Annotated in this window: 19 protein-coding genes, 1 other RNA gene and 1 pseudogene; 10 read left to right on the top strand and 11 right to left on the bottom strand. The window is 58.6% G+C overall.

The window, feature by feature from the left end; translation table 11 throughout:
• Positions 1 to 74 precede the first annotated feature (74 nt).
• On the bottom strand, positions 75 to 1,106 hold the full coding sequence (gene hrcA / locus A7D16_RS18700) for a heat-inducible transcriptional repressor HrcA (RefSeq protein WP_064634741.1): 1,032 nt from the start codon (positions 1,104 to 1,106) through the stop codon (positions 75 to 77).
• 137 nt (positions 1,107 to 1,243) lie between these two features.
• Here hrcA and recN point away from each other — a divergent pair, with 137 nt between their 5' ends.
• Positions 1,244 to 2,908 (top strand): DNA repair protein RecN, encoded by a 1,665-nt coding sequence (recN, locus tag A7D16_RS18695; protein WP_064634740.1) that lies wholly within the window; start codon positions 1,244 to 1,246, stop codon positions 2,906 to 2,908.
• A gap of 183 nt (positions 2,909 to 3,091) precedes the next feature.
• Here the strand turns inward: recN and fur are convergent, their stop codons facing one another.
• Positions 3,092 to 3,502 (bottom strand): ferric iron uptake transcriptional regulator, encoded by a 411-nt coding sequence (fur, locus tag A7D16_RS18690; RefSeq protein WP_064634739.1) that lies wholly within the window; start codon positions 3,500 to 3,502, stop codon positions 3,092 to 3,094.
• Between the two features lie 104 nt (positions 3,503 to 3,606).
• Here fur and A7D16_RS18685 point away from each other — a divergent pair, with 104 nt between their 5' ends.
• Positions 3,607 to 4,002: an outer membrane protein assembly factor BamE gene (locus A7D16_RS18685; RefSeq protein ID WP_064634738.1), complete on the top strand. Its 396-nt coding sequence runs from the start codon at positions 3,607 to 3,609 to the stop codon at positions 4,000 to 4,002.
• Between the two features lie 345 nt (positions 4,003 to 4,347).
• On the opposite strand, the gene A7D16_RS18680 is transcribed toward A7D16_RS18685, so the two are convergent.
• On the bottom strand, positions 4,348 to 4,623 hold the full coding sequence (locus A7D16_RS18680) for an RnfH family protein (RefSeq protein WP_064634737.1): 276 nt from the start codon (positions 4,621 to 4,623) through the stop codon (positions 4,348 to 4,350).
• 13 nt (positions 4,624 to 4,636) lie between these two features.
• Positions 4,637 to 5,068 (bottom strand): type II toxin-antitoxin system RatA family toxin, encoded by a 432-nt coding sequence (locus A7D16_RS18675; RefSeq protein ID WP_064634736.1) that lies wholly within the window; start codon positions 5,066 to 5,068, stop codon positions 4,637 to 4,639.
• Between the two features lie 60 nt (positions 5,069 to 5,128).
• Here A7D16_RS18675 and smpB point away from each other — a divergent pair, with 60 nt between their 5' ends.
• Entirely contained in the window at positions 5,129 to 5,632 is a 504-nt protein-coding gene (smpB, locus tag A7D16_RS18670; RefSeq protein ID WP_064634735.1) for an SsrA-binding protein SmpB, read from the top strand.
• 144 nt (positions 5,633 to 5,776) lie between these two features.
• On the opposite strand, the gene A7D16_RS18665 is transcribed toward smpB, so the two are convergent.
• Positions 5,777 to 8,224 carry a S8 family peptidase gene (locus A7D16_RS18665; protein ID WP_064634734.1) on the bottom strand — a complete coding sequence of 816 codons (2,448 nt, stop codon included), beginning with the start codon at positions 8,222 to 8,224 and terminating at the stop codon, positions 5,777 to 5,779.
• Between the two features lie 133 nt (positions 8,225 to 8,357).
• Between A7D16_RS18665 and ssrA the strand changes: the two genes are divergently transcribed.
• The 7 genes from ssrA to A7D16_RS23655 all read left to right on the top strand — a co-directional run bounded on the left by ssrA (position 8,358) and on the right by A7D16_RS23655 (position 15,041).
• Positions 8,358 to 8,754: a transfer-messenger RNA gene (gene ssrA, locus A7D16_RS18660) on the top strand.
• A gap of 308 nt (positions 8,755 to 9,062) precedes the next feature.
• Entirely contained in the window at positions 9,063 to 10,388 is a 1,326-nt protein-coding gene (locus tag A7D16_RS18655; RefSeq protein ID WP_283161849.1) for a site-specific integrase, read from the top strand.
• Between the two features lie 131 nt (positions 10,389 to 10,519).
• Positions 10,520 to 11,449, top strand: coding sequence for a HEPN domain-containing protein (locus tag A7D16_RS23305; RefSeq protein ID WP_153043198.1), 930 nt, complete (start codon positions 10,520 to 10,522; stop codon positions 11,447 to 11,449).
• 140 nt (positions 11,450 to 11,589) lie between these two features.
• On the top strand, positions 11,590 to 12,423 hold the full coding sequence (locus A7D16_RS18650) for a vWA domain-containing protein (RefSeq protein WP_007971690.1): 834 nt from the start codon (positions 11,590 to 11,592) through the stop codon (positions 12,421 to 12,423).
• Positions 12,424 to 12,425: 2 nt separating this feature from the next.
• Positions 12,426 to 13,172 (top strand): hypothetical protein, encoded by a 747-nt coding sequence (locus A7D16_RS18645; RefSeq protein ID WP_064634732.1) that lies wholly within the window; start codon positions 12,426 to 12,428, stop codon positions 13,170 to 13,172.
• Positions 13,169 to 14,827 carry a phosphotransferase gene (locus tag A7D16_RS23570; RefSeq protein WP_161945041.1) on the top strand — a complete coding sequence of 553 codons (1,659 nt, stop codon included), beginning with the start codon at positions 13,169 to 13,171 and terminating at the stop codon, positions 14,825 to 14,827. The genes A7D16_RS18645 and A7D16_RS23570 overlap by 4 nt, the downstream gene beginning before the upstream one ends.
• A 52-nt stretch (positions 14,828 to 14,879) precedes the next feature.
• A complete protein-coding gene (locus tag A7D16_RS23655) occupies positions 14,880 to 15,041 on the top strand; it encodes a hypothetical protein (protein WP_162577200.1) in 162 nt (53 codons plus the stop codon).
• A 48-nt stretch (positions 15,042 to 15,089) separates the two neighbouring features.
• On the opposite strand, the gene A7D16_RS18635 is transcribed toward A7D16_RS23655, so the two are convergent.
• The 6 genes and pseudogenes from A7D16_RS18635 to A7D16_RS18600 all read right to left on the bottom strand — a co-directional run.
• On the bottom strand, positions 15,090 to 15,941 hold the full coding sequence (locus A7D16_RS18635; RefSeq protein WP_064634849.1) for a hypothetical protein: 852 nt from the start codon (positions 15,939 to 15,941) through the stop codon (positions 15,090 to 15,092).
• A gap of 90 nt (positions 15,942 to 16,031) precedes the next feature.
• Positions 16,032 to 16,925, bottom strand: a complete 894-nt coding sequence (locus A7D16_RS18630; RefSeq protein ID WP_153043196.1) for an HNH endonuclease — start codon at positions 16,923 to 16,925, stop codon at positions 16,032 to 16,034.
• Positions 16,922 to 18,595: an ATP-binding protein gene (locus A7D16_RS22060; RefSeq protein WP_082925876.1), complete on the bottom strand. Its 1,674-nt coding sequence runs from the start codon at positions 18,593 to 18,595 to the stop codon at positions 16,922 to 16,924. Before A7D16_RS22060 ends, A7D16_RS18630 begins: the two co-directional genes overlap by 4 nt.
• Positions 18,596 to 18,834: 239 nt before the next feature.
• Positions 18,835 to 19,098: pseudogene (locus A7D16_RS22055) on the bottom strand (transposase domain-containing protein); the annotation flags it as partial.
• Between the two features lie 203 nt (positions 19,099 to 19,301).
• Positions 19,302 to 20,951: a MobA/MobL family protein gene (locus A7D16_RS22050; RefSeq protein ID WP_082925875.1), complete on the bottom strand. Its 1,650-nt coding sequence runs from the start codon at positions 20,949 to 20,951 to the stop codon at positions 19,302 to 19,304.
• A 464-nt stretch (positions 20,952 to 21,415) separates the two neighbouring features.
• Positions 21,416 to 23,580 (bottom strand): peptidoglycan-binding protein (locus tag A7D16_RS18600; RefSeq protein ID WP_193395485.1); only part of this gene is annotated, 2,165 nt, incomplete at its 5' end.

The following is a 23,580-nucleotide window of genomic DNA, read 5'->3' as shown; positions in this document are numbered from 1 at the left end:
CCCGCCCCAACGTCACCCCGTATGTGGGCGCGCGCGCGCGTTTCAAGCAAAACGATCGCGCCGATCGATGCCGGTTATCGCGTACCGGGCGGTTCCATCGCCGCGCCCAGCACCTGCGCGGCGGTCTGCACCAGCGGAATCAGCCTATCGTAGGCCATGCGTTTGGGCCCGATCACCCCCAGTACGCCCAGCACCTGGCCGTTGGCGGTATACGGCGCGGTAACCAGCGAGACGTCTTCCAGCGACACCATGCCGGTTTCCTCGCCGATGAAGATGCGCACGCCCGGCGCCTGGATGGTGCGTTCGAGCAGCTGCAGGATCTCGCGCTTGCTGGCGAAGGCCTCGAACAGTTCGCGCAAGCGGTCCAGGTCCGACAGGTCCTGCACGCCCATCAGCCGGGTCTGCCCGGCCATCACCATGTCCTCGGCATCGGCCGGCACCAACGCCTCGTTGGCCAGGTCCACGCTATGCGCCAGCAGCTGCTCCATCTCGTTCTTGGCCATGCGCAGCTCGCGCAGCAGGCAGGCGCGGATGTCGGCCAGCGCGCGTCCGGCGAACTGCGCATTGAGATAATTGGCCACCCGTTCCAGCTCGGCCGGCTCATAGGCGCGGCGCGGCTCGATTACCCGGTTCTGCACCTCGTTGTCGGCAAACACCAGGATCGCCAGCACCCGGCGCGCGTCCAGCGCCACGAAATCGATATGCCGGAACGCAAACTGCTCGCGCCGCGGCGCGCTGACCACGCCGACGAAGTGGCTCATCGCCGACAGCATCTGCGAGGCGCTGCCCAGCAACGATTGGGTGCCGTTGCCGCTGGCAAGCTCGGCGCGCAGGCGGCGCACCTCTTCCTCCCCGGGCGGCTGCATCTGCACCAGGCTGTCCACGAACACGCGGTAGCCATGCGCAGTGGGAATGCGCCCGGCCGAGGTATGCGGGGAGCTGAGCAGGCCGACGTCTTCCAGGTCGGCGAGAATATTGCGAATGGTGGCCGGGCTGACATCCAGCCCCGCGTGCTGGGCCAGCGTCTTGGAGCCCACCGGCTCGCCATCGCGGATATAGCGCGCAATCAGCGTGCGCAGCAACTGGCGGGCGCGGGGGTCGAGCATGGGTGACTGGGGCGCGCGCATGGGATCATCCGGTGAGACTGGGCATAGATAATGTCTGGCCCCGGGGATGGCAAGCGTCCGATTCCCCGTTGGCCCCTTCCACCCTAAGCTTCCCCAAAGCGTTCACACTCGACCTCATGCTCAGACACCTCTCGATCAAGGATTTCGCCGTTGTTCGCGCCACCGAACTGGAATTCGGGCCGGGCATGACCGTGGTGTCGGGCGAAACCGGCGCCGGCAAGTCGCTGATGGTGGACGCGCTGGGCTTTTTGTCCGGCCTGCGCGCCGACAGCGGTGTGGTCCGCCACGGTGCCGACCGCGCCGAACTGTCGGCCGAATTCCAGCTACCGGCCGAGCACCCGGGCCTGAGCTGGCTGGCCGACAACGAACTCGACGACGAAGCGCAATGCCAGCTGCGCCGCATCATCCGTGCCGACGGCGGCTCGCGCGCCTGGATCAACGGCCGCCCGGTCACTTCTTCGCAGCTGGCGGAACTGGCCTCACGGCTGGTCGAAATCCATGGCCAGCACGAACATCAGGCACTGATGGCCCGCCACAGCCAGCTCGCCCTGCTCGACGCCTATGCCCGCAACAGCGCCCGGCGCGAGCAGGTGCGCCAGGCCAGCCAGCGCTGGCAGGCGCTGTTGGACGAGCGCGATGCATTGTCGGCGCAAGGCGATGTCTCCGACCGGATTGGCTTTCTCGAGCATCAACTTGGCGAACTGGAACGCGAGGAACTGGATCCGGCTGCGATCGCCGCATTGGACGTCAATCACCGCCGTCAGGCGCATGCCACCGCGCTGATCGGCGCCTGCGACAGCGTGGCCCAACAGCTCAACGGCGACGACGGCGCCAGCGCCCTGGGCCTGTTGCAGGGCAGCCGCCACGATATCGCCCGTGTCGCCGAACACGAGCCACGCCTGGGCGAAGTGGACGCGCTGCTGGACAGCGCCGTCATCCAGATCGAAGAAGCGCTGGCCCTGCTCGACCGCGTGCGCGACGACCTGGAGGCCGACCCGGCCCAATTCGAAGCCATGGAACGCCGCCTGGGCCGGCTGCACGACCTGGCGCGCAAACACCGCGTTGCCCCGGACGAACTGGCCGCGCACCGCGACCACCTGAGCGCCGAAGTCGAGAGCCTGCGCGGTGCGGACGAGCGCCTGCAACAGCTGGACAAGCACATCGAAACCGCCACTGCCGCCTGGCGCAGCGCCGCCGGCGTGCTCAGCGACAGCCGCAGCACGGCCGCCGAGGCGCTGTCGGCCGCCACCACCACGCTGATCGGCGAGCTCGGCATGGGCGGCGGGCAGTTCCTGATCCAGCTGCAGCCGCACGACAGTGCCCGGCCGGACCCCAATGGCGCCGAACGGGTGGAGTTCCTGGTCGCCGCCAACGCCGGCCAACCGCCGCGCGCCCTGCGCAAGGTCGCCTCCGGCGGCGAGCTGTCGCGGATTTCGCTGGCGATCGAAGTGGCCGCGCTCGGCCTGGACAGCGTGCCGACCATGGTCTTCGACGAGGTGGATTCGGGCATCGGCGGCGCGGTGGCCGACATCGTCGGGCAGAAGCTGCGCGCACTAGGCGAAGAACGCCAAGTGTTGTGCGTTACCCACTTGCCGCAGGTCGCGGCCAAGGGCCACGCGCATTACCGGGTCAGCAAGGCGCCGGTGGACGGCATGACCCAGAGCGCGGTCGAACTGCTCGGCCCGCAGGCCCGCCAGGAAGAACTGGCGCGCATGCTGGGCGGCGTGGAAGTGAGCAAAGAGGCCCGCGCGGCCGCCCGCAAGCTGCTGCAGAGCGCCTGATCGGGGCGAGCGGCGCCAAACCGCACTGCGTTGCGCAGGTGCGTCCACTGCTTTGCGCATCTGCGCAACGCTGCACAAAGGGCGGCTGGGGGCATAGACCGGCACCCCCCTTCACAAATGCGATCTCCAAACGCACAAGGCGGCCGAAGCCGCCTTGTCGCTAACGCACGCGGTGGCGCGTACTCAGCGCAGACGCTTCTTGCGCACGTACAGCACCAGCGAATGCTCTTCCAGCTCGTAGCCGTGCTTGGCGGCGATCTGGCGTTGCAACGCCTCGATCTCTTCGCTTTCGAACTCGATGACGTGGCCGGTGTCCACATCGACCATATGGTCGTGGTGACCGCCGCGGTCCAGTTCGTAGACGGCCTGGCCACCTTCGAAATTGTGCTTGAGCACCAGGCCGGCGGCCTCGAACTGGGTCAGCACGCGGTACACCGTGGCCAGCCCGATTTCGTCGCCGTGGTCGAGCAGTTGCCGGTAAATGTCTTCTGCGCTGAGATGATGGTGATTGCTCTTCTGCTCGAGCAATTCCAGGATCCGCATGCGCGGATGGGTCACCTTGAGCCCGACTTTGCGCAGGTCGTGGGTTTCCATATGTTCTCCGTTCATTGGCGATTTAGCGCCAGCTGCCATCAAACGGGTCGCGGCGACCGGCAGGAGTGTATCATCGGCGTGATTTCCTCAGGACTTATTCCCCGATGCGCAATTTCCTGCTGGTCGCCGCCGTTGTTCTTTCCACCGCTGGCTGCGGCATCATCTACAAGCAGCCGATCTACCAGGGCAATCTGATCAAACAGAATGCCGTGGAGCAACTGCAGGTAGGCCAGAGCAAGCAGCAGGTCAGCGCGTTGCTGGGTACCCCCTCGATCCCCGACCCGTTCCATGCCCAGCGCTGGGACTACACTTCCACCCAACGCGTGGACCGTCTGGCGCGCACCGAGATCAAGAACTTCACCGTGTTCTTCGAAAACGAGCAGGTCACGCGTTGGGAAGGCGACTATTTTCCGTCGCAGGACGAGCAGCTGGCAAAATCCGCGCCCAAGCAATTCGGCCGTAACCTGGCCCGCGACAAGAAGAAGCAGCGCGGCCGTTGATCTCCTTGCCCGGCGATCCTGCGATCGCCCGAGGGCTGGCTGGAACTCGAGAACGCATCCCGTTGAACGGATGCGTTTTTTGTTGCCCGGTCGGAAAGATGTGTTCGCTCAGAGTTGCAGCGCTGGTCAGGCTCGCTTCTTCGTAGGTCAGCCGTCACGGCGCATCGCTGCCTCGACGCGCTGCTTGCCACCGACACCTCGGTGCCGACACTTCGCGCGTTCGCCAGGCGCCTCGCATCGACAAGCACGTATTGAGCCCAATCGATACTTCGGCTCATTTCAATGCAGTGATTTGAAGAGTTCGCTGTACCCAGTCCGCGTGTGCGTGACAGCACCGGCAGACAACTAGGTAGGGGGACCGGCTTTTTTGCTTGGCCCGGCACGGCGACGCCGCGCCTCCTTGGGATCCAGCAGCAGCGGCCTGAGCAGTTCGACCCGGTCGCCGTCGCGCAACCGCTGGTCCGCACGCGCGATCAGCCCATGCACCGCATGCGCGGCAGGCGCCTGCTGCAACGCCAGACCGGACGCGGCAACCGCCTCGGCCACCGTTGCGCAGTCGGGCAACTTCAGCTGCACCGACTGATGGCGATCCGGCCAGGCCAGCACGACTTCAATGCGCATACAGCAGTGCGGCCTAGGTGTCGCCGCGGTCGGCGACGCGCACGAAATCGTTCACCATGCGGTCGGCCAGGCCCTGGAAGCCCAATGCCAGCGCCGGGCCCAGCAGGCGCGAGCTGGTTTCCACTTCAAGGGTCAGGCTCACCTTGCAGGCGTTCTCGCCCAGCGCCTGGAACTCCCACAGGCCTTCCAGGCGCTTGAACGGCCCGTCGCGCAGGTGCATCACGATGCGTTCGGGGCGCTCGAGGATGTTCTCGGTGGTGAACCAGGTGCGGAACGACCCCAGGCCCAGATCCAGGCGCGCCACGATGTGCGCATCGTCCTGCTCGAGCACGTGGGCAGCGTCGCACCAGCCGAAGCGGCGCGGATAGGCGGCGACATCATTGACCAGATCGAACATGCGGGAGGCGCTGTGTTCGACCAGGGCGCTGCGACGGATGGTAGGCATTCGCTAACTTGTGAAAGACGGAAGATCGTTTGACGACACCGAATCGGCGACAATGGCGTCATGAGCAAGCAACCATCCAAGGATAAAGCAAACGGCGCGAAGGCCACGAAAACCATCGCGCTGAACAAGCGTGCGCGCCACGAATACCACCTGGAAGAGCGCTACGAAGCCGGTCTGGCGCTGCAGGGCTGGGAAATCAAGGCGATCCGCGCCGGCCGCGCCAACATCGTCGACGGCTACGCGTACGTGCGCTCCGGCGAGATTTACCTGATCGGTGCCCAGATCACCCCGCTGATCCAGGCCTCCACCCACACCGTGCCGGTGGAACGTCGCGACCGCAAACTGCTGCTGCACCGTGCCGAGATCGACAAGGTGCTCACCCGCGTGGAGCGCGAAGGCTACACCCTGGTGCCGACCGCGCTGTACTGGAGCAGCAACAAGGTCAAGCTGGAAATCGCGCTGGCCAAGGGCAAGCAGAATCACGACAAGCGCGACGCCGCCAAGGACCGCGACTGGCAGCGCGACAAGCAGCGCGTGATGCGGCGGCATAACCGTGATGCCTGAGGCGCCGGGATTCGGGATTGGGAATTAGGGATTCGTTGCAGCGGTTGTGCGTGAACTGGCACATCGCTGGCTTGCGATCCACTCAGGCAGCAAGGCAAGGCATGGCCTTGTTGCCCTTGCGAATCCCCAATACCGACTTCCGATTCACGTCTTTCCAAGCATGCGCATCAAATTCGGCACACCCCTGCCCTGCACGTAACGGTCGCGCTGCAGGTCGGTACTGGTGTCCAGCAGCAGTTGCTTGACGCGGTCGGGGAAGCCGATGAACTCGCGGCGCGCCGATAAAAACCCGGCCAGCACACCGGAGACATGCGGTGCCGCCATGCTGGTGCCGCTCATTTCAACCATCAGGCTGGCCGGGTCTTTCGGGTCGAAGTCGTAGTAGGCCGAGACGATCTTTTCGCCCGGCGCCACCACGTCGGGCTTGCCGCGGCCGTCGGCGGTGGGCCCGCGCGAAGAGAAATACGACACGCCATAGTTGTGCGGGCTGCTCTTGTGCACCGAGCCCACCACGATGGCGTCTTCCAGATTGCCCGGGTCGCTGATCGACAGATCCATGTTGGCCGGATAGGCATCGCCATCCTTGCCCATCAGCCAGGCCAGCCCTTCGTTACCGGCAGCCACCACCACCAGCACGCCTTGCCGCCATAACCGCCTTAGCTCGTTGCATAGCGGCGTGAAACCGCAGCCGTAGCTTTCCGGGTCGAAATAGCCGCCCAGGCTCAGATTGACGCCGTGGATGACCAGCTCGCCTGCGCGTTCGTTGATTGCAGCCACCTGCTGCACTGCCTTGATCATCCACGAATCGCGGCCATTTCCGGCATCGTCGAGCACCTTGAAGCCGTACAGCTGGGTGTCCGGCGCAATGCCGGCGAACTCCAGTGCACGGCCCGGGTTGCCCTGCGCATCCGGGATCACGGCCTGACAATGGCCGGCGATGATGCCGGCGATATGGGTGCCGTGGCCATGCCGATCGAGCCGGGCAAACGCAGCGCCATCGGCGCGGGTCAGCCGTTTGGGTGTGCCGCGCCGGGTGCAATCCCACTGCGCCACCACGGTGTCGCGCTCACCCTTGGCGAAAAAATGCGGGTGACTGGCAGCGATGCCGGTATCCAGCACCGCCCAGCCAATTTGCTGGCCGCGCGCGCGATAGGCCGTGCGCGCGGCATCGGCATGCAGGACATTGCCGGAGACATGGATCAACGCGCGTTTGCCGGCGTCGCGCCACACCCGCCGAAAGCCCAGCGCGCGGTAGCGATCCTGCAGCGATTCGATTTCGAAGCGGGTCAGCCGCGCGGACACGAAACGCTGCAGGCTGTCTTCCAGTTCGATCGCTTCATCCAGCGCGTCGCCGCTCAGGCCGGTGGTGCGCGCCGCTGCTTCGCGCACATGCTGCAATAACGACGCGCGCACGCCGGCCGGGTCGTTGCCCAGCCTGCGGCGATCCAGTTCGATCAGCACTTCATGTCGGTATTCCGGGCCATGCGCTTCGAGCTGCTCGCTGAGATCCTTGATCAGCACCGCGTTGGACACCGGCTGGTCGAAGCCCACCCCCACGGCCTGGCGCACGGCGGCGCGCACCTGCGGAATCGACAGGTAGCCCGAGCCCGAATGCGGGTTGTGCTGCCAGTCCGGGTTCAAGCGCGCGGCGGACAGGTTTTCAAAACGCCCTGTGGCGTTGGCGATGTCGTCGCTGAGATCCGGGTCCAGCGCGATCGGGTCGCGCGTTTCGGCCACATTGATCCAGCGCTGCACGCACTCCGGGAACGGCAGTTTGCGCGTGCCGGTCCAGCGCTTGAACATGCTGCGCACCTGCGGCAGGCCCAATGGCGAGCCCAGGGTCAGGAACAGGCTGATCTCGCAGTCGGACGCCTGCAGCTGCCGCAGCACATCGAAGGCGATCATCGAGCCCTGGCTGTGCGCCACCACCACGAATGGCCCGCCGCCCGCACGCAGCCGCTGCGCCAGGCTTTCGCGCATCAGCGCCGCGCGCTCCGGCACGAAGAACAGGTCGTGCACGTCTTGCAATAACGCTGCGGAAATCAGCCGCAGCAATACCCGGTTGATCGCATCGATGGCGCCCTTGGCCTGCACGCCGCCAGACGCGGACGCGCCCTCCAGCTCGTCCAGCAACCGATGCAGGTCGGCACGTTCCTGCTCGCTGTGCGCCAGCGCATCGGCCAGCAGATGCAGGTCCTGTTCGCCTGGCACCAGCCCAAGCGTGCTCAAGGCGCGTTGCACGCTCTGATTGAGCGCCGGCCCCACATCGCGCGCATCGCAATTGCCGGGTTCGGCAACCGGATAGCGCTCGCGATTGACCCAATACGCCAGGCGCGTGCGCTCGCCCATCGGCCGCCCGAACAAGGCCTTGTCCCACTGACAGCGCAACACCTCGGCCGGCGGCTTGTTGCCGATGCCATGGATATAGATCACCGTGCGCGCCTTGCCCTGCACGCGCGTCAGCGTGGTGTCCTGCGCCTGCTGCTGCGCGGCCCGGGTTGTGCGCCGAGGACTGGGGGCATCGACGCCTGGTGCACTCTTGCGGGGCGCGCTACGTGCCTGCCGTGGACGTGGGGGCTTGCCTGTCGCCATTGCTTCGCTCCTTGATTACCCGACTTTTCCGCCCGATAGGACTGAAGCCACTGTAAGTGCTGCATGTCTCACCACTTGTGACAGGGCGCCCCGATCCCTACACTGACCAGGTCAGCGTTTTACTGCTTTCCCCGGGGGTGCACTGGTTTCGACGGGGGTCGCGAAGTCGCTTGGCGCATGCCGAGGGGGCAGCTTTCCTCGTTAATCCAGCAGCAAACTTTTAGTTGCCAACGATGACAACTACGGTTCGGACTTCGCTATCGCCGCTTAATTGGCTTTAGTTGTAGTTCTACAGCCGCCTAAGGCGAACCCCCGAACCTACTTGTGCCCGTGCTCGTAGGTGTAGGGTCATTATCACGGAACCATCGGTAGTGGCTGCCTGTCAGCTACCGGTTAGATAAAGCAGGCTGGTTTCCAGGTGCGCTTTGCCAACCGTGCTGCCCGGGAATGAGATCTAACGGAGGGCTAAGCATGTAGTGCTGGGGATGGAGTGCTTCCGGACGGCGGTTCGATTCCGCCCACCTCCACCATCTGATCGCGGAAAAGAGCAGTAAGTGCTTGATTTCGCGAAGGTTAGGCCCGGGGTTTGATGTTCAGTTTGAGCCTGCGTTAGGTATCAAACGAGGTATCAAACCCCGTGCCGAAGCCTTATTTTTTGCGCCGCCCTGCTGGGCTCTATGTGCGCTTTTTCGTCCCGACCGACCTGCAAGCCTTCATCGGCTCGCGCTACCTTGTCCGTCCCGTTCACTTGGCCCTTGGTGATGCTGCCCGACTGGCCGTAGCTCGAACGGCTGTGGCACTCTCGGAAGCATTCGATCAGATGCGGCAAGGAGCGGGCATGCAGGACGATTTGCTGAGCCAGGCTCTGGCCGCGTTGCAAGGGAACGAAGCCCGCCCCTACACCATCAAAGTCGGTGGCGTGGAGCTCTCTGCCAACGGAGCTGAGGATCACGCCCGGCTGCTGGACGCACTGAAACACCTCCCTCTTCAGCAACTGGCTTCTGTGAAAAGCGCAGGACCGCTGCTGTCAGAGCGCGCCACCATCCACATCAGTGAAATGCGGCGTGTGGGGCGAAGCGCGAAAAACGTGCTCGACACCGAGCACAGCCTGGGACTGTTTGTGGCCCTTGTCGGCGACAAGCCAGTCGAAGACTACAAGACCGATGACGTCCGAAAGTTCCTGGATGCGCTTGAGCACTACCCGAGCAACGCTACCAAGAAGGCGGTGTTCGCTGGCCTCACCCCTGTCCAAATCCTGAACAAGGCACGGCAAGGTGGTCATGAAGTGCTGAGCATGCGCACCAAGGAAAAGCATCGGGATCGTATTGCGTCCTTTTTCAACGCCTTGGCGAACGAAGACCTGATTAGCAAGGCGCCTCACAAAGCCATCCTCAATCGTGCCAAGTCGCTTACCGACGAGCCGAGCCGTGATCCGTTTAGCCAAGCCGAGCTTGAAGCGCTGCTTGAACTGAACGCGTTCACTTCCTGGGCCAGCAAGTATCCACATCGGTGGTTTGGCACGCTCCTGGGATTTGCAACGGGCGCTCGCGTCAATGAGGTCGCTCAGCTCTATGTTGACGACATCGGCAAGGTCGGCGACTTCTGGGGCGTGCATTTCCGGGGAGCCAAGCCGGATCAGCGCTTGAAGAACCCCCACTCTTCCCGCTTTGTGCCCCTGCCCACATCCCTGATCGAGGCTGGGTTCTTGGTCTACGTGGATGAGGTCAAGCGCGCAGGCTTTGAACGACTGTTCCCGCACTTGCCCTACAACGCCGAAAACGGCTATGGCGATGCGCTCGGGGATCAGTTCCGGGCCTATGCGATTAAGCAAGGGCTGACCCAACGGCTCAAAAGCTTTCACTGCTTTCGACACACTCTGTCCAACTCGCTGGTCAATGAGCACGGCATTTCGCTTCCGATTTCCCAGCAAATCACCGGCCACGAGTTGACGCTTCCACCGGGCTTGAAGCATTACGTTGATCCGCCTTCTGTCCCCGCTCGCTTTTTGGCCATTGAACAGTTTGGCCCTCCGCTTCCCTTGCCCGCCTACACGCCAGGGCAATTTGATCGTGCGTTCAAGCAGGTTCGCCACATGGAGCGACGGCGCGAGCAGGCGGCAACGAAGAGGACGACCAAGACGCGGGCAACTGGTTGGAGGAATTGAAAGTCCTAGGCACTTACCACCCTAGACTTTTGCCAAGAACGTCAACGTCATCCATTTTTGCAAAATCGAGATCTAGCTTCGCGGCAAGCCTGCAAAGCATCGGAATCTTCTGAATAACACAAGGAGTCATCTTGAACACGGAATGGAACGCCCCACCCAAGCCCGAGTCGGACCACGACTTTGATCAAATGATGATGGGTCTGGACGAGCACTTCAACGCTTTAGACTTGCATATCCATCAACGTCCTGGCAATGCGGCTATTCTCATTGCCCAAACTTACGGCAAAGGACAAAAAATTATTCTTTTTGGCGGCGATCCTTCTAGTGACAGCCGACCATTTTCTGCGGCCTGGCTCTCTCAACGAGCTCACTCCTGGTATGAGCGTCGATATGGGGAAGACATCAAAGTTCTACCTTCATTGGGCTTTTTCATCATTCCACTTGAACACCGCGCATGGAAAGTGCGTGGACCTTACAGCTACGGCAGCTTACGCTTGATGTGTGATCGACGCCTTCATCAAGGAGAAAACGAAAACATCATTAGTCGCGGCCCTATCGATGTGAACATGCTCGATTGCTTTGAGGGAATGACTCAGTCGTATGCTGACACGTTGGATGAAAAAGCACTCGATGGAATCGCATCACGCTTTCTCATAGGCTTGAACGCCTTGACATTTCTAGACGCTCTCTCCCAAAGCGATGACCCGCTTTTTCGACAAGCACGCATAGATTACAACCATAGCGTCGAAGCACTGACGAGCGTTGAGCGCAGCTATGGTAAAGCAAGACGAGATACCGCTACATGTGCTGAGAAAGTCATGAAGGGACTTCTCACGAGTAAGGGCATACCTTTCAAATCAAATCATGAACTTGTCAAGCTTGCACAAGCACTCAATGACCAAGGCGATCTTCATGTCGATCTTGAGCTGGCATCCTTGCTCTATACAGATGCAAGTGTGAGCTACGGAAAAGCAGTTTCGAAAGAAGAAGCTCTCGCAGCCCATGCCAATTTACTCCTTTTTTTGTCGGAACTACTTGCTCAGGTCTTTGGGAGGGCGTAACAGATTCTTTCCATGCATTGATCACATTTTTCTCTATAACAGTCACCGGCAACAGGTCTGGCCTGAACATCTTGAAGGTCTGACGCTATGATGTGACTTGAAAGAGCTGGAAGTCTTCTAGCTCGCACTTAGGAGTCCTGATGAGCTATACCGCAGAGATTAGTCGCACTAGCCCAACCGCCTTCTTGTTTTTGGTCGATCAATCCGGCTCCATGCAGGAAGTAATGACGAATGGGAAGTCCAAGGCGCAGTTCGTCGCTGACGTGCTCAACCGCACCCTTGCAACACTGATCACCCGGTGCACCAAGTCTGAGGGAACGCGCAACTACTTCGAAGTCGGTGTGCTTGGCTACTCAAACTCTGACGCGCAGAACGGTTTGGCGGGTGCGCTCTCGCACACCGTGCTCCACCCGATCTCTCAAATCGAAGCCAATCCTTTGCGCGTTGAAGACCGAGTCAAGCGGGTCGACGATGGCGCAGGTGGCTTGGTCAGCCAGTCCATCAAGTTCCCGGTCTGGTTTGAAGCACGCGCCTCTGGCGGCACCCCGATGTGTAATGCCATCACCAGCGCAGCCGCTGAACTTGTGGCCTGGTGCGATGCGCATCCAGACAGCTATCCGCCCACCGTTCTCCATGTCACTGACGGCGAATCCACTGACGGTGACCCGGAAGGCCTTGCCCAGCAACTCCAACAAATTGCTACGAATGACGGCAATGTTTTGCTGTTCAACCTGCACGTAAGCGCTAGCGGTGGCGATCCAGTGACATTCCCGATTTCGGACGCTGGTCTGTCTGACAACTACGCCAAACTGCTTTTCCGGATGTCGAGCCCCCTGCCCCCGCACCTGCAACAAGCTGCTCAGGAAAAGGGAATCAAGGCGACCATGGAGTCACGCGGCTTCATGTTCAACGCAGAGACTGCGGAGATTGTGGACTTCTTCGATATCGGAACGCGAGCAGCCCAGCTGCGCTGACCATGTCGATCCAGATCTTGTTCGAAGGCTCTGTTGCCAAACATTTGGACGCACCGGAAGCTAATGAAGACGTCTATCGTTTGGCAGCGGCGTCCGGACGTATCGTGCTGTCTGACGGTGCATCCGAATCATTCGACGCCAAGAACTGGGCCGCGCTTCTTGTGGACCAGTTCTTAGAGCACCCTGCCAATCTGTCTGATGCGATAGCCACATCCACACGGCAATACGAAGCGCTCCATGACGCGCCAAATCTGTCTTGGTCGAAGGCTGCCGCCTATGAGCGCGGCAGCTTCGGCACCCTGCTTGTTGCACAAGACGAGGCCGAACAGCTACGGATCAGGGTCACTGCGATCGGCGATTCGTTTGCCGCGCTCACCGATGGTGAGCAGATGCTCGCGTGCGCTCCCTACCAGAGCTCGGAGCAGTTCTCCCTTCATCCAACATTGATCAGCACCAAGCCCGATCTCAATGCCCTCTTGTTTGAAGATGGCAGCGGCGTCTGGACTGAGGTGGTTTGGCCCTATGAGACCCATGGATATCGGCTTCTCTTATGCATGACAGACGCGCTAGCCGCGTGGCTGCTTGAACACCAGGAGCGCAGTGATCCCACTGCCCTTGAACGACTTCATGCTGTCAGGGAGTTGGAAGAGCTTGTCAGCCTTGTCGAAGAACAGCGAGCCAAAGGGAGCATGAGGCGGGATGACACCACCCTCATCATCGCCGCGTTGACTGGCGCCGGACATCTATGAACTATCCATCGCTTGAGAAATACAACGAAGCACTACAAGCGCCTGCGCGTGCGATTCAAGATCCACAGCTTAGAGCCGGGCAGTTGCGGACCACCGGACTGGGGTTGCCATTGGCTTTGTGTGGCGGCTTTGCACTGACCTATACGGTTGAGACGGGCGGAAAGCGTTTTGCGCTGCGTTGTTTTCACAAAAAATCCAACGATCTGGAACGGCGCTATCAGGCCATTGCACTCCGACTCAAGCAACTGGCGAGCCCCTACTTCCTGCCGTTCGATTTTATCCCTAACGGGATCCTGATCGATGGGAACCTCTACCCCATCGTCAAAATGGAGTGGGCTCAGGGCACCACGCTTGCCGAGTTCTTGGAACGCAACCACGGAAATGCTGCAGCGCTAACCAAGCTTCGCCAGGCTCTTGCAGCTCTGTCCGCGTATTTGGAAGCACAGCAGATTGCTCATGGCGACATTCAGCCTGAGAACCTGATGGTCAACGCAGACGGTAGTTCCGTCCAGCTCATTGACTATGACGGCATGTTTGTCGAAGCCCTGCGTGGGAGTGCTGCGACTGAACTTGGCCAAGCCAACTTCCAGCACCCTAAGCGCACGGCGTCCAATTTCAACGAGCAGCTTGATCGCTTTTCTTTCATCACACTTGATGTCGCTTTACAGGCCCTGGCCGTATCTCCCGGACTTTGGAAAGCCTCGAACTCCGAACCCAGCGCTATCGTTTTTCGGCGGAACGACTTCCTTGACCCCGGCACCTCCGTCATCTTCAATCAAGTTCTAGGCCTTCCGGGATTGACGGTTCCCGCGCAGTCGCTTGCGCAGCTTGCGGATGGGCCTTTTGATCAAGTTCCGACACTTGCCGACTTCAGTGTTCAGCGCGGACTGGGACCGAACACAATTGTGTTCAACCCACAGGGCAAGCCGAAAGACATTGCCTACCAAAGCCCTTATACGGTCTGTGATGCGGCGAACTTTGCCCAAGTCGAAGCTCAGGTCGGCAGCCGCGTGGAGTTGATTGGCAGGATCGTTGAGGTCACTCAAAAGCGATACGGCAGGAACAAAAAGCCTTTTATCTTCATCAATTTTGGCGATTGGACGGGCAAGTCCGTAAAACTTTCAATTTGGTCTGAGGCATTACGACAGTTCCCCTCGGAGCCCAACAGCAGCTGGAATGGCCGTTGGGTCAGCGTGACCGGCCTGGTAGAGCCGCCCTATCACGGTCAAGCCGGGAAGATATCGTATGTCAGCATCGGTATTAGCATCGAAAATCCAGGTCAGATCAAGCAACTTACAGAGGTAGAAGCGCGCTTCCGATTGCGCGGCGGTAAAGCACCTGTTGTTACCGCTGGTCGAAATGAAAACATCCTTAAGGGTATGGGTGGAGCGGGAAATACAGTTCCTCGAAACACGAGCCAACAAGCTCCGAAGCCACTCCCCCCGCCGGGCACTCCTAACGCTCAAGTCCTTCAAAGGATGCAGCGACAGACGCCTCAGGCTGTCCCAAGGCCAACTGGGTCCGCGCCCCGCCCCAGCTCTCATCAGGCATCATCAGGGCCTCGCAGAACCAGCTCACCTAAACGTATGGGCGCAGGAGCTTGGATCGCGCTTATCGTCTTTGTTCTGATTGTCTTGCGTTGGTGTTCTGGCTAGTCAGTGCCCTATGGCGTGCACGCAATAAGCACATGTAGCCAAGCTCGAGACCATGCTTAACGACAAGTGCATTTCTCAAAACGACATCATCAAGGAAGAGCGGATGACAAAGCTCATCAAAGATCAGCAGGAACTCGTGACATGGGTTTGCGAGCAAGCAGGGAAGCTCGACTGCATGCGTCCGGCGAGCTTACCTACTCGATCTCAATCGTGAGGTGAGGGTCTCAACATAAAACGGACACATAAATTTTTCGGGCGGCAGCTATTGGTCTAACCAAGACAGCTCTGTTCCTGCTGCAGAGGCACTTTGCTTAGCCCTCTTATAGTTTGCAACCATGCCGCGATACGACCGTTCGGACTTAATCGAGTCTACAGTGTAAAGCAGTGGCACAGCGTCCATCGACATGGCGCTCTTGTACTGCGCCTCAGCTCTCTCGAAATAAAAATCGAATTGCAGGACCGAGAAATATGGTTGCCCTTGGATGAGACTTGGAAGGGCCACTCCATTTTTCTCATGCCAGAATGATGGAACAACCCTGACGATGTACCCTTGGACGAAATCCCCACCTAGCAGAAACTTGCGCATCTGCTCAATCAGGGCTTGATCGAGAGGTAGCGGGGGGCATTGTGGCCACCCCTTAAATGTGGCCTTCCAGAAAAAACCTACCGCATAATGATATAGCTGACGTGATTTGATGGCTGGAAAAAAATTACTTCCAACACTCAGAACCAAATTTTTGTTATAAATCGCCCGTGGTGCCAAACAGTTCCAAGCTGGCACCAATCTCTGTCGAAGGATACGATAAATCGGCGATGGCAGGTTTTTTTTTCTGTCTATTTTTAGCACTTCGGTTGAAAAATAATCCTCACCCTCCTTGGACATCAGTCTTTCGCATTCATCGCAGAGCAAATTTTGAACGATCTGCTTACCTAACGAAAACACCTTCTCACCTTCCTGCGACAGTAGCAGCTTCGTACCTTCAGCTTTTGACCTACAGAAGTATTTGTACGTTGACTTCGTCAAATGGTGGCTCATCCTCAATGCTTTTTGCTTGTCACAATCAGGACCACACAGCGCACACAACCCCAGCACTTCTTTGCTTTTATCCGCCATCTGGATATGCATTCCCCAAGAAAAATAATTTACAATTTAGTCAGCGAAATCTGAATCAACTTCTCAAGCTAGCACTCCCACCGAGAACGATCAATCTGAATTTTCAAACAGGTCGTCCAAAATGTGCTGAGGCACCCTAAAAACATCGACAAACCCACCATTCACGAAAGCATCATGTCTCGCAAGAGCTCGCAGAAGCGTCGGGCGCCAATGGTTGGTGTAAAGTTCATGAGCTTCATGACGGGCTTGAATATTTAAGTGATTACTAACACCTGCATGACCACCCCGAGCGTATTCGCGGTGGGCTGCGGTTGCATGCGACATGATAAAGGTGTTGATTTCTTTTTCATAACGCTCGTTCAGTTCAAGCCTTTTAATCTGGTTCCTCAATCGATTACTGATGTCCTCATCCAGCCCAACATTTGTCGACACCTGGAAAGTGACGACCAGCCCTCCTTGATAGATATCAATCTTAGCCTCCAAAAAATTCAAGTCAGGCAGCGAGTCAAAATAGGCGTGGATAAAAGCCAACTCATCCCCACTCTGATTCCCAAAGCCGGCGAGCTTGATGTGGTTGCAATCGTGGCAACTTGGTATGAGATTTCGCGCATAGATCGCCAGTGGCTTGAAGTGGGCCCGAGGTAAAAAGTGGTCAAGTTCAGAAGCGGTCTTGATGCCGCAGACGGGACACAGCCCCACGTCCTTGAACAGGCGTTGACGCAGCGGATAAAGAGCGCGATCTTCCTGCGTTTTGTCATAAGCGGCGTCCAGCGCATCAATCAATGACGCAGGGAAATCATTACCCTTCAGCATCTCACTGGCTGCACCCATGTCACCGTCATAGCGATCGTAGATGGCGAGCAGGCTCGTGATGTTATCTTCGGTCAACTGATGCCCTCTTACGCCACGATATCTGTACTTACGAATGGAGGCGATCAGATCATCCCGTGACAAGTCGCGATGTGGTAAGGGAAGATTCCTCATTCCTTCAACCTACGCTTCGCTTGCTTGGAAAGCACGTAAGCGCGGGCTTGGGCACTAAGGCCGTGTTCGAAAGCCGTTTCCACCTTCTCAATGGAGTCGCATTCTTCGGCCAGCTTGTCGAGAGCATTGTGGTAGTCGGTGCTCGCTGCGGTAAGTCCAAAACTATCGTAAGTAAGGATGCCGATATTTTCCCCGAATGTTTCAATCCTCGGCTTCTCAATGGTGATTTCAGCACCATTGCGTCTGACGTAGCGGACGTGACAGGCGAGAGTCTCCTGCAGCAACACAGGTGAATGTGTCGCAACAACACAGTAGGCATTAACCTCCGTCAAGATCATCCGAACTGCTTGCATCAAAGCGGCCATCAGCGGTGGATGTAAATGCGTTTCCGGCTCGTCGAAAAGAACAAGTGACTGCGGCCTCGTGTTCGCTACTAGCGAAACGATTACGTGCAGAACTATTTTATGACCGGTACTCCAGCTCATGAAATGACGCCGAGATCTCTGAGGCTTGGAAATGAGGTCAGCAAGCTGGAACTTCAGATCTCGAAATGATGGGTCGGCTACCAGCGATTCAATTGCCGTTTCAAACAATTTGCTCCCACCATTTTTCCTGATTGCTTTAAGCAATTCCTCAAATTCATTCGCAAGCGCATCGATCGATTTTAGCCTCGTAGAGTTACGCCGTTCCATAGATACCTGTGGCGGCTTGATCTTCTGATCTTCTTCTGCTTCGACCTGCAGTTTTTCCAGATCATCGCGTACCTCTGCAACAACGTCTCTAAGGCCACAAAACACAAATCGGCTATCACCGCTTTCAATGTCATCAGTAATTTGCGAAAGGTCTCTAGCTGCAAGGCCGGGAACTGCGAAGCTATCGAAGGCGCTGTAGGAAATGGTGATCACCCGCATGAAGCCAATGGCTTTGGGAGTGATCTCGCCCATTGCGACGAACTGAGGCTGAACTCTTTCATGCGGGGAGGCATAGGCGAGATGTGAGAGCCTCGACAAAATCGTACTCTTCCCTGACCCATTAAGGCCGACCATAACGATGATTCGCTCAGGCAGCAGAACTGGGTTTCGACTCGGGCCGATTCGTCGATATGACCCTGAGTAGTGATGGGGCTTAGGCGCTTCGAAATTAAAATTGATAGGATCATCGGCCCCAGCCGGCCGGAAAGAAAATTCGTCCATGCCGACAAGAGTTTTGAAATCCCCTTGGTAGAGAATTCTCGCATCCCGAATAAAATCCCTCCAATCTGTCGTGTCCCTAAAAATTGACTTTCCCCATCCCACCTCGTTCTCGAATTTATTTACAAGATCCGGGTTAGCGACTGCATCCTGAAGCGCTGTCATTATTCTCGAGCGATGTCTACGAGGGATCTCATTGAGACGCTGGTAATAGTCGAGCGAAGTCCCTACTGACACCCACTCATCCCCTAGCCGAATGAAAGGTTTCTTGATGAGTCGAGAACCGGCAGTTTGGCCCTGTTTGAGAATTTTAACCCCGCCAATGTAGGTAACGTTTTCCGGCTCCTTTACTTTCGGGCGATAGTAAAGGTGATAAAGCGTCTGGAAGCTGTAGTCATTCCAGTCATCCTGCTGAAGTGCGAATAACTTTTCGGAACGCTTTAAGATCTTGCTTGATGGAGCATGAATTTTTATGGCCATTCAGATTCCGAATCCTTTTCATTGTTTTGCTTATCCATTGCTTGCTTCGTGCGATATCTGGGAGCCAAGATGAATTAACGACCGAGGTCCCAGGCTTCGCTCATAGTGCTTCGCTCTAAAAAGCGCCCTTGGAAGAATGCTGCTATAGCAATATGCGCTGATATTACATCTAATGTTGGGGTGCGGATAGCAAGGGACGCTATCCAAGTCGCGCGTACGCGGAACACACCTTACGCAAATCAGCCTGGTATCCACTGATGGGGCAGCAGGTTCTCGATTTCACTGGTTTTCTGTGTCGGCAATCGCGTTAGTCCATCCTTGAGATAGGCGTACAGATCATGCCCGACCATGCGTGCTGACTAGTCAGACTCATGATCGCTATCCCTCGTTTTCCGCTTCGCAGTGATCCAGCAAAGAGCAGTTCGAACGACACAGTACGCAGGGCCTGATCGTGTTGTCGACTGGTTGTTGTCGATAGGCACAGCTCCATTTTCCAGGTTGCGGTCCTGCACACGAAGAAGAGCCCCGCATGCGGGGCTCCTGTACGCTGGGGTTGGAGCCTCAGTCTCGGCGCCGGGTGCCAATGGCGGGCGGCGTTGTTGCGATCATTTGACGGGAACATTCTGCGACGACCCTAGCTTCCAGCCAAATGCCTAGGCGCACCATCAGTCTGCTGCACGGTCAATGGTCAGAAATATCTGAGCCATCATAGACTTGGCTTGGGAGGACGGAACTTCAACTCCCAATGCCCGGCATCACCTTCGGCCTCGGCCTGTGGTGGAAGCGCATCATCGCCAGATGCCTCAGGCGTCAGCACCTCGATCGGCTGTGGGGCAAAATTCTTCTCCAAGGCCTCAGCTGCTTCCACCATCGTCTTTCGAGCCCGCTTGATGCGCCATTGCTGGATCGCTTGGATGCGAGGAGAGACATGCACCTTTGCCCTCCCTAAACGCTGGCGTGCCCTCGCCACCGCTTGCGCGTCTCCGCTGCCTTCTTGCTCAACAAGCTTGGCTTGCGCATCCAGCACGGCCACACGCGCTTTGTAGGGTCGCACCAGCGTATGGGCATACCTGCTGATTGAGCGAGCAAGCATCTCAGTGTCCTCGAACAAGAAAGGCTTTGTGGCGTAGCTGTCGACCCGCCGGCAAATGAGTGCGGAGTGCGCCCGCTGGAACTCGGGTTCAATCTGGATACCCGGGATCTGCCGCAAGACTTCGAGAGACTGCTGAGCCACCTCGCGCTGCGCTTCGAGCCAGTCTTCGATCAGTTGCGCCTCTTGGTTTAGGACCTCCGCGTCTTGTCGGCCCGAGGACCGAGCCAGACGCGTCACGCGACCAAGATGTCGGGTCTGACCGCTATAAGGCGTGTAGAGTCCTGCGCTTGGCGCTGGTGAACGCGCCAAACGCTCTTTGATCTGCCGCACCCGCTCTGCGCCTGACGATCGCCCCTGCCCAACCGTTGTGCGCCCTTCCAAGCCAGACTCTTTTGCATTGGCCCGATCCCGAAGTGCTGCCGCATGACTGTGAGATGGCGGCACCTCATGCACGAAGCTGCCACTTTTTTTCATGTGCTCAGCGACAAGCTTCGAAAGCGCTAATGCCGCAGCTTTTCCACCTGCACCTTTCACTTCTGCGGTGAACTTCGTTTTGCGCATCACCGCCACTTTGGCTTTGCCCAAGTGCTTGCCAGGCCTGCGCGTGAGTTCGCGGGCGCGTTCAAACTCCCCATTGCGCGCGGCCTCCTGCGCTTGTGCTCGGAGACTGCGATGATCGACACGAGCCGCGTTGCCGGCATTTTTCAAGTGTGCATTGATGACGGTAGCAATGTCTTTGCGGATTTGTCGCAACGCTCGTGTGCCGCCGCCTTGGCGTGCATCAAACTCAGCACAGGCGCGCTCTCCCAGTCCACCTGGCCCGACCTGTCTGGCTGACATCAGCAAATGCACATGGTGGTTGCGCTGATCACCCAGCTTGCTTGGCGTGTGGACTGCCACCAGCACAGCGACTTGGAAGCGCTCGACGAGCAATTGACCAAGCGCCAAAGCGAGCACTCTTCGTTGGTGTGGATCGAGTTGATGCGGAAGCGATACTTCGACTTCTCGGCAAACGCGCGCGTTCTTGCGCGTCTCGGCCGCTTCATTTGCGTTCCAAAAATACTGGGCATCGAAGCACCACGAAGGCGCACCCTTCGGGGCAAGCATCTGATGGAAATCGACACCGCCTCGGTGGGAATAATTGTGACCAAGCCCCGTGCTTGTATCGAGCAGATCAAACCCTGCTCGGTAAGCCGCTGCTGCGACCGACGAGTCGCCGTTGCCTCGGCTGAAAGACTTCATTGTTGCGTGATAAATCGCCATTTTGTGAAACTCCTGTTTGTGGAGCACACAAAGAAGCGGCATAACATCCCATGTCGAGAGATAAGCGAACTCGACAACAACGAGATTTGAATCTCAGGGTTTTGAAGAAGCTGTGTTGCCTAGCGAAGCATAGCAACGAGGTGGCAATGCCACCGCACCAACGCACAGCGTTGGCGCACGGTTTCTGCAAAGCAGAAACCATAAGTGCGCTCTTGCTTGTTGTTTTGAAATAAGGTGAACGCGCCAGGCAATGCTAATGCCGCAAGCCACCACCGATATAATTATATAGGTATATTTAAATATTAATGAAACCTGTACAAATCCAATTCATATATCCCGCCACGCCTCGCTTTCGCCGCCCCTAACAACTCTCTTCCAGGCTTTAATATATCTCTCAGGACATAAAGGGAGGTTGGCACCATCTGCTTGCAAACCAGACCTCTGCGACGAAGGCAATCCTTGCCTCAGCCGCCCCCATCACCACCGCCTCCATCGCCGCCAGACATCGCCTGTTGCTGAGAGTGGGCAGCGAGCGTCATGACTGGGCCCGTTGGGTTCTTGTCGATTTCTTCGCGCTCGCGCTGAAATTGCACCATCTCCTGCGCCCGCTGTTGATCCAATGCCTCCGTCTTCTGCAAGGTCTGATTGATGCCAGGCGATGGCGTGTTGAGCGAGGTTTCCGAGTGAAAGCCGGGCGTTTTTCCAAAGACAAAGGCGACATCATGTTGGATGGTCACTTTGCGGAGCTCATCCGCACGCTCGATCCCTGACTCTTTGACGGCATGGAGCACTTCGGCCGTTTTCTCATCAGATGTTGCCCTCGGGAGCTGCGCTTGGATGGCAGAGAACAAGGCGTAATCCCGATGATCAGAGGGAAACGCCTGCTGAGCGGCATCTTGGAGGGGCCTTGCTTGCTCAACCCGATCCTCATCGTGTTCGTGTGCGTTAGAGCGGGCAGTTGTCCCACCAAAACCTGGCGACGACGCATAGGCAGCGGGTTGGCGCTCCGGCAATACGATCTGCGCCGGCACTTCGCTTTGCGTTGGAATTGCCGGCGACGGCGCTCGCACCGCCTCTTGCTGCTCTGCCTGCAATGGAACAGCCGATGGCGCATCGTTCTGTCGCGTGCCTACTCGGGCTTGCTGCTCACCGCCCTGCTCCATCGCTGCATTGGCCGATGATGGCTCTATGGGTTTCAGAGCTTCTCGGCGCGCGTGTTGTGTCTGGGACAATGCAGCATCTAGGTCTGGGCCGGCAACGCCCGTTGCCGGCAACCCTTGGTCTTGCTGGAACTGCCTCACGGCATGCTCGGTCTCTGGACCATAGTGCCCGTCTTGCGGCACGGCCTGGCCGTTCGGACCCCGGGCATCTACCTGCTGCAAGCGATACTGCAAGAACTCGACTTCTTGCCCTCGGTCGCCGAGGCGCAGCCCTTCCACTTCATGGGATGCCGGCGACACTGGCGCAGCGACCTGAGTAGACGCTTGATCGGGAACGGTCGAAGCGAATGATGCCGACCCAAGGTTCGGGGCAGATACGCTTGCAGAGGCTGGCGCCACTGCCTCTGCCTTCGGTTGGACTGCGCCGGCTGTCGAGGGTGCGGCAACCTCAGATGTTCGGGTTTCTTGGGGTTCGCGCTGTGGGACAGACTCGGGCTTCGGTTCGGTAGGCTTGGCAACCGGGCGCACGTCTTCTGGCAGCGGCGCGTTGACGGATGCAGGCATCACGACAGGAGCAGGAGTCGCCGTCTCCGCAACGGCAGGCGCGTCGGTTGTGCGTGCAACGTCTCGATCTCGCTGCACGTCAATGGCTGCCTGAGGCGCTTGGCTTTCGTCTACACGCGGAGCGGTGACGGTCGTTGCGGCGAAGCTTGCGACCTGTTGCGCCTCTTGCGTGGAAACGCCCTGCCGATTGGCCTCGCGCAATGCTTGATCGTAGGCATCGCGCTCTTGGGGCGATTGCGCGTCAATGCGCAGCTCGGGTGCACCCGTCGAAGGTGGTTGCTCCTGCCGAACTGATTGCTGCTGCCCAAGTGCCTGATGGATCTCATCAGTGCTGGTCGTTGCTGCAACACGCACCACACCATCGGCGTCACGGCTCAAATGCTGGATGGGACTGTCCACCGAGTATTGACCGGTCGCATCACGCTCCAACGCCAAAGAACTGGTCGCTGCATCGATCCCGTTTGCCTCACGTGTCCGTTGCACCGCAAGCTGGATCGCGCCTGCAGTCTGGGCATTGGGCGTAACGCCATAGGCGGCATAGGTCGCTTCGGTATTGGCTTGGTCTTGTTGCTGCGCGGTTGGCGTTTGCCTTGCCGGCATCTGTGCCATTGCCTGCGCATGCTGCTCCAAGGCCGGCTGCAAGCGTTCGCGCGTTGCATTGAGTTCTAACGGGACATTGCCTTCGGCAGCAACACCATCATGTCGCCACTGGCCCTGGGTATCGCGCTGATACTGCCTGCCGTCCGAGGCTTGCAACGAGTCCGGGTTCAAGGCAGCCTGCACGGCCGCTGGCACAGGGCCGAAGTCGTCCCAGCCATTGCGCTGATAAGCAGCTTGATAGGTCGCTGCAATCGCAGCTGGGCCACGGGCAATGTTGGCGTCCACCACCTGGGCTGCTTGCTGGT

Origin of the sequence: Xanthomonas nasturtii (genome assembly GCF_001660815.1) — a bacterium.
Classification (GTDB): domain Bacteria; phylum Pseudomonadota; class Gammaproteobacteria; order Xanthomonadales; family Xanthomonadaceae; genus Xanthomonas; species Xanthomonas nasturtii.
Note: the sequence above shows the minus strand (reverse complement) of the source record. Positions and strands in the feature narration are given on the sequence as shown.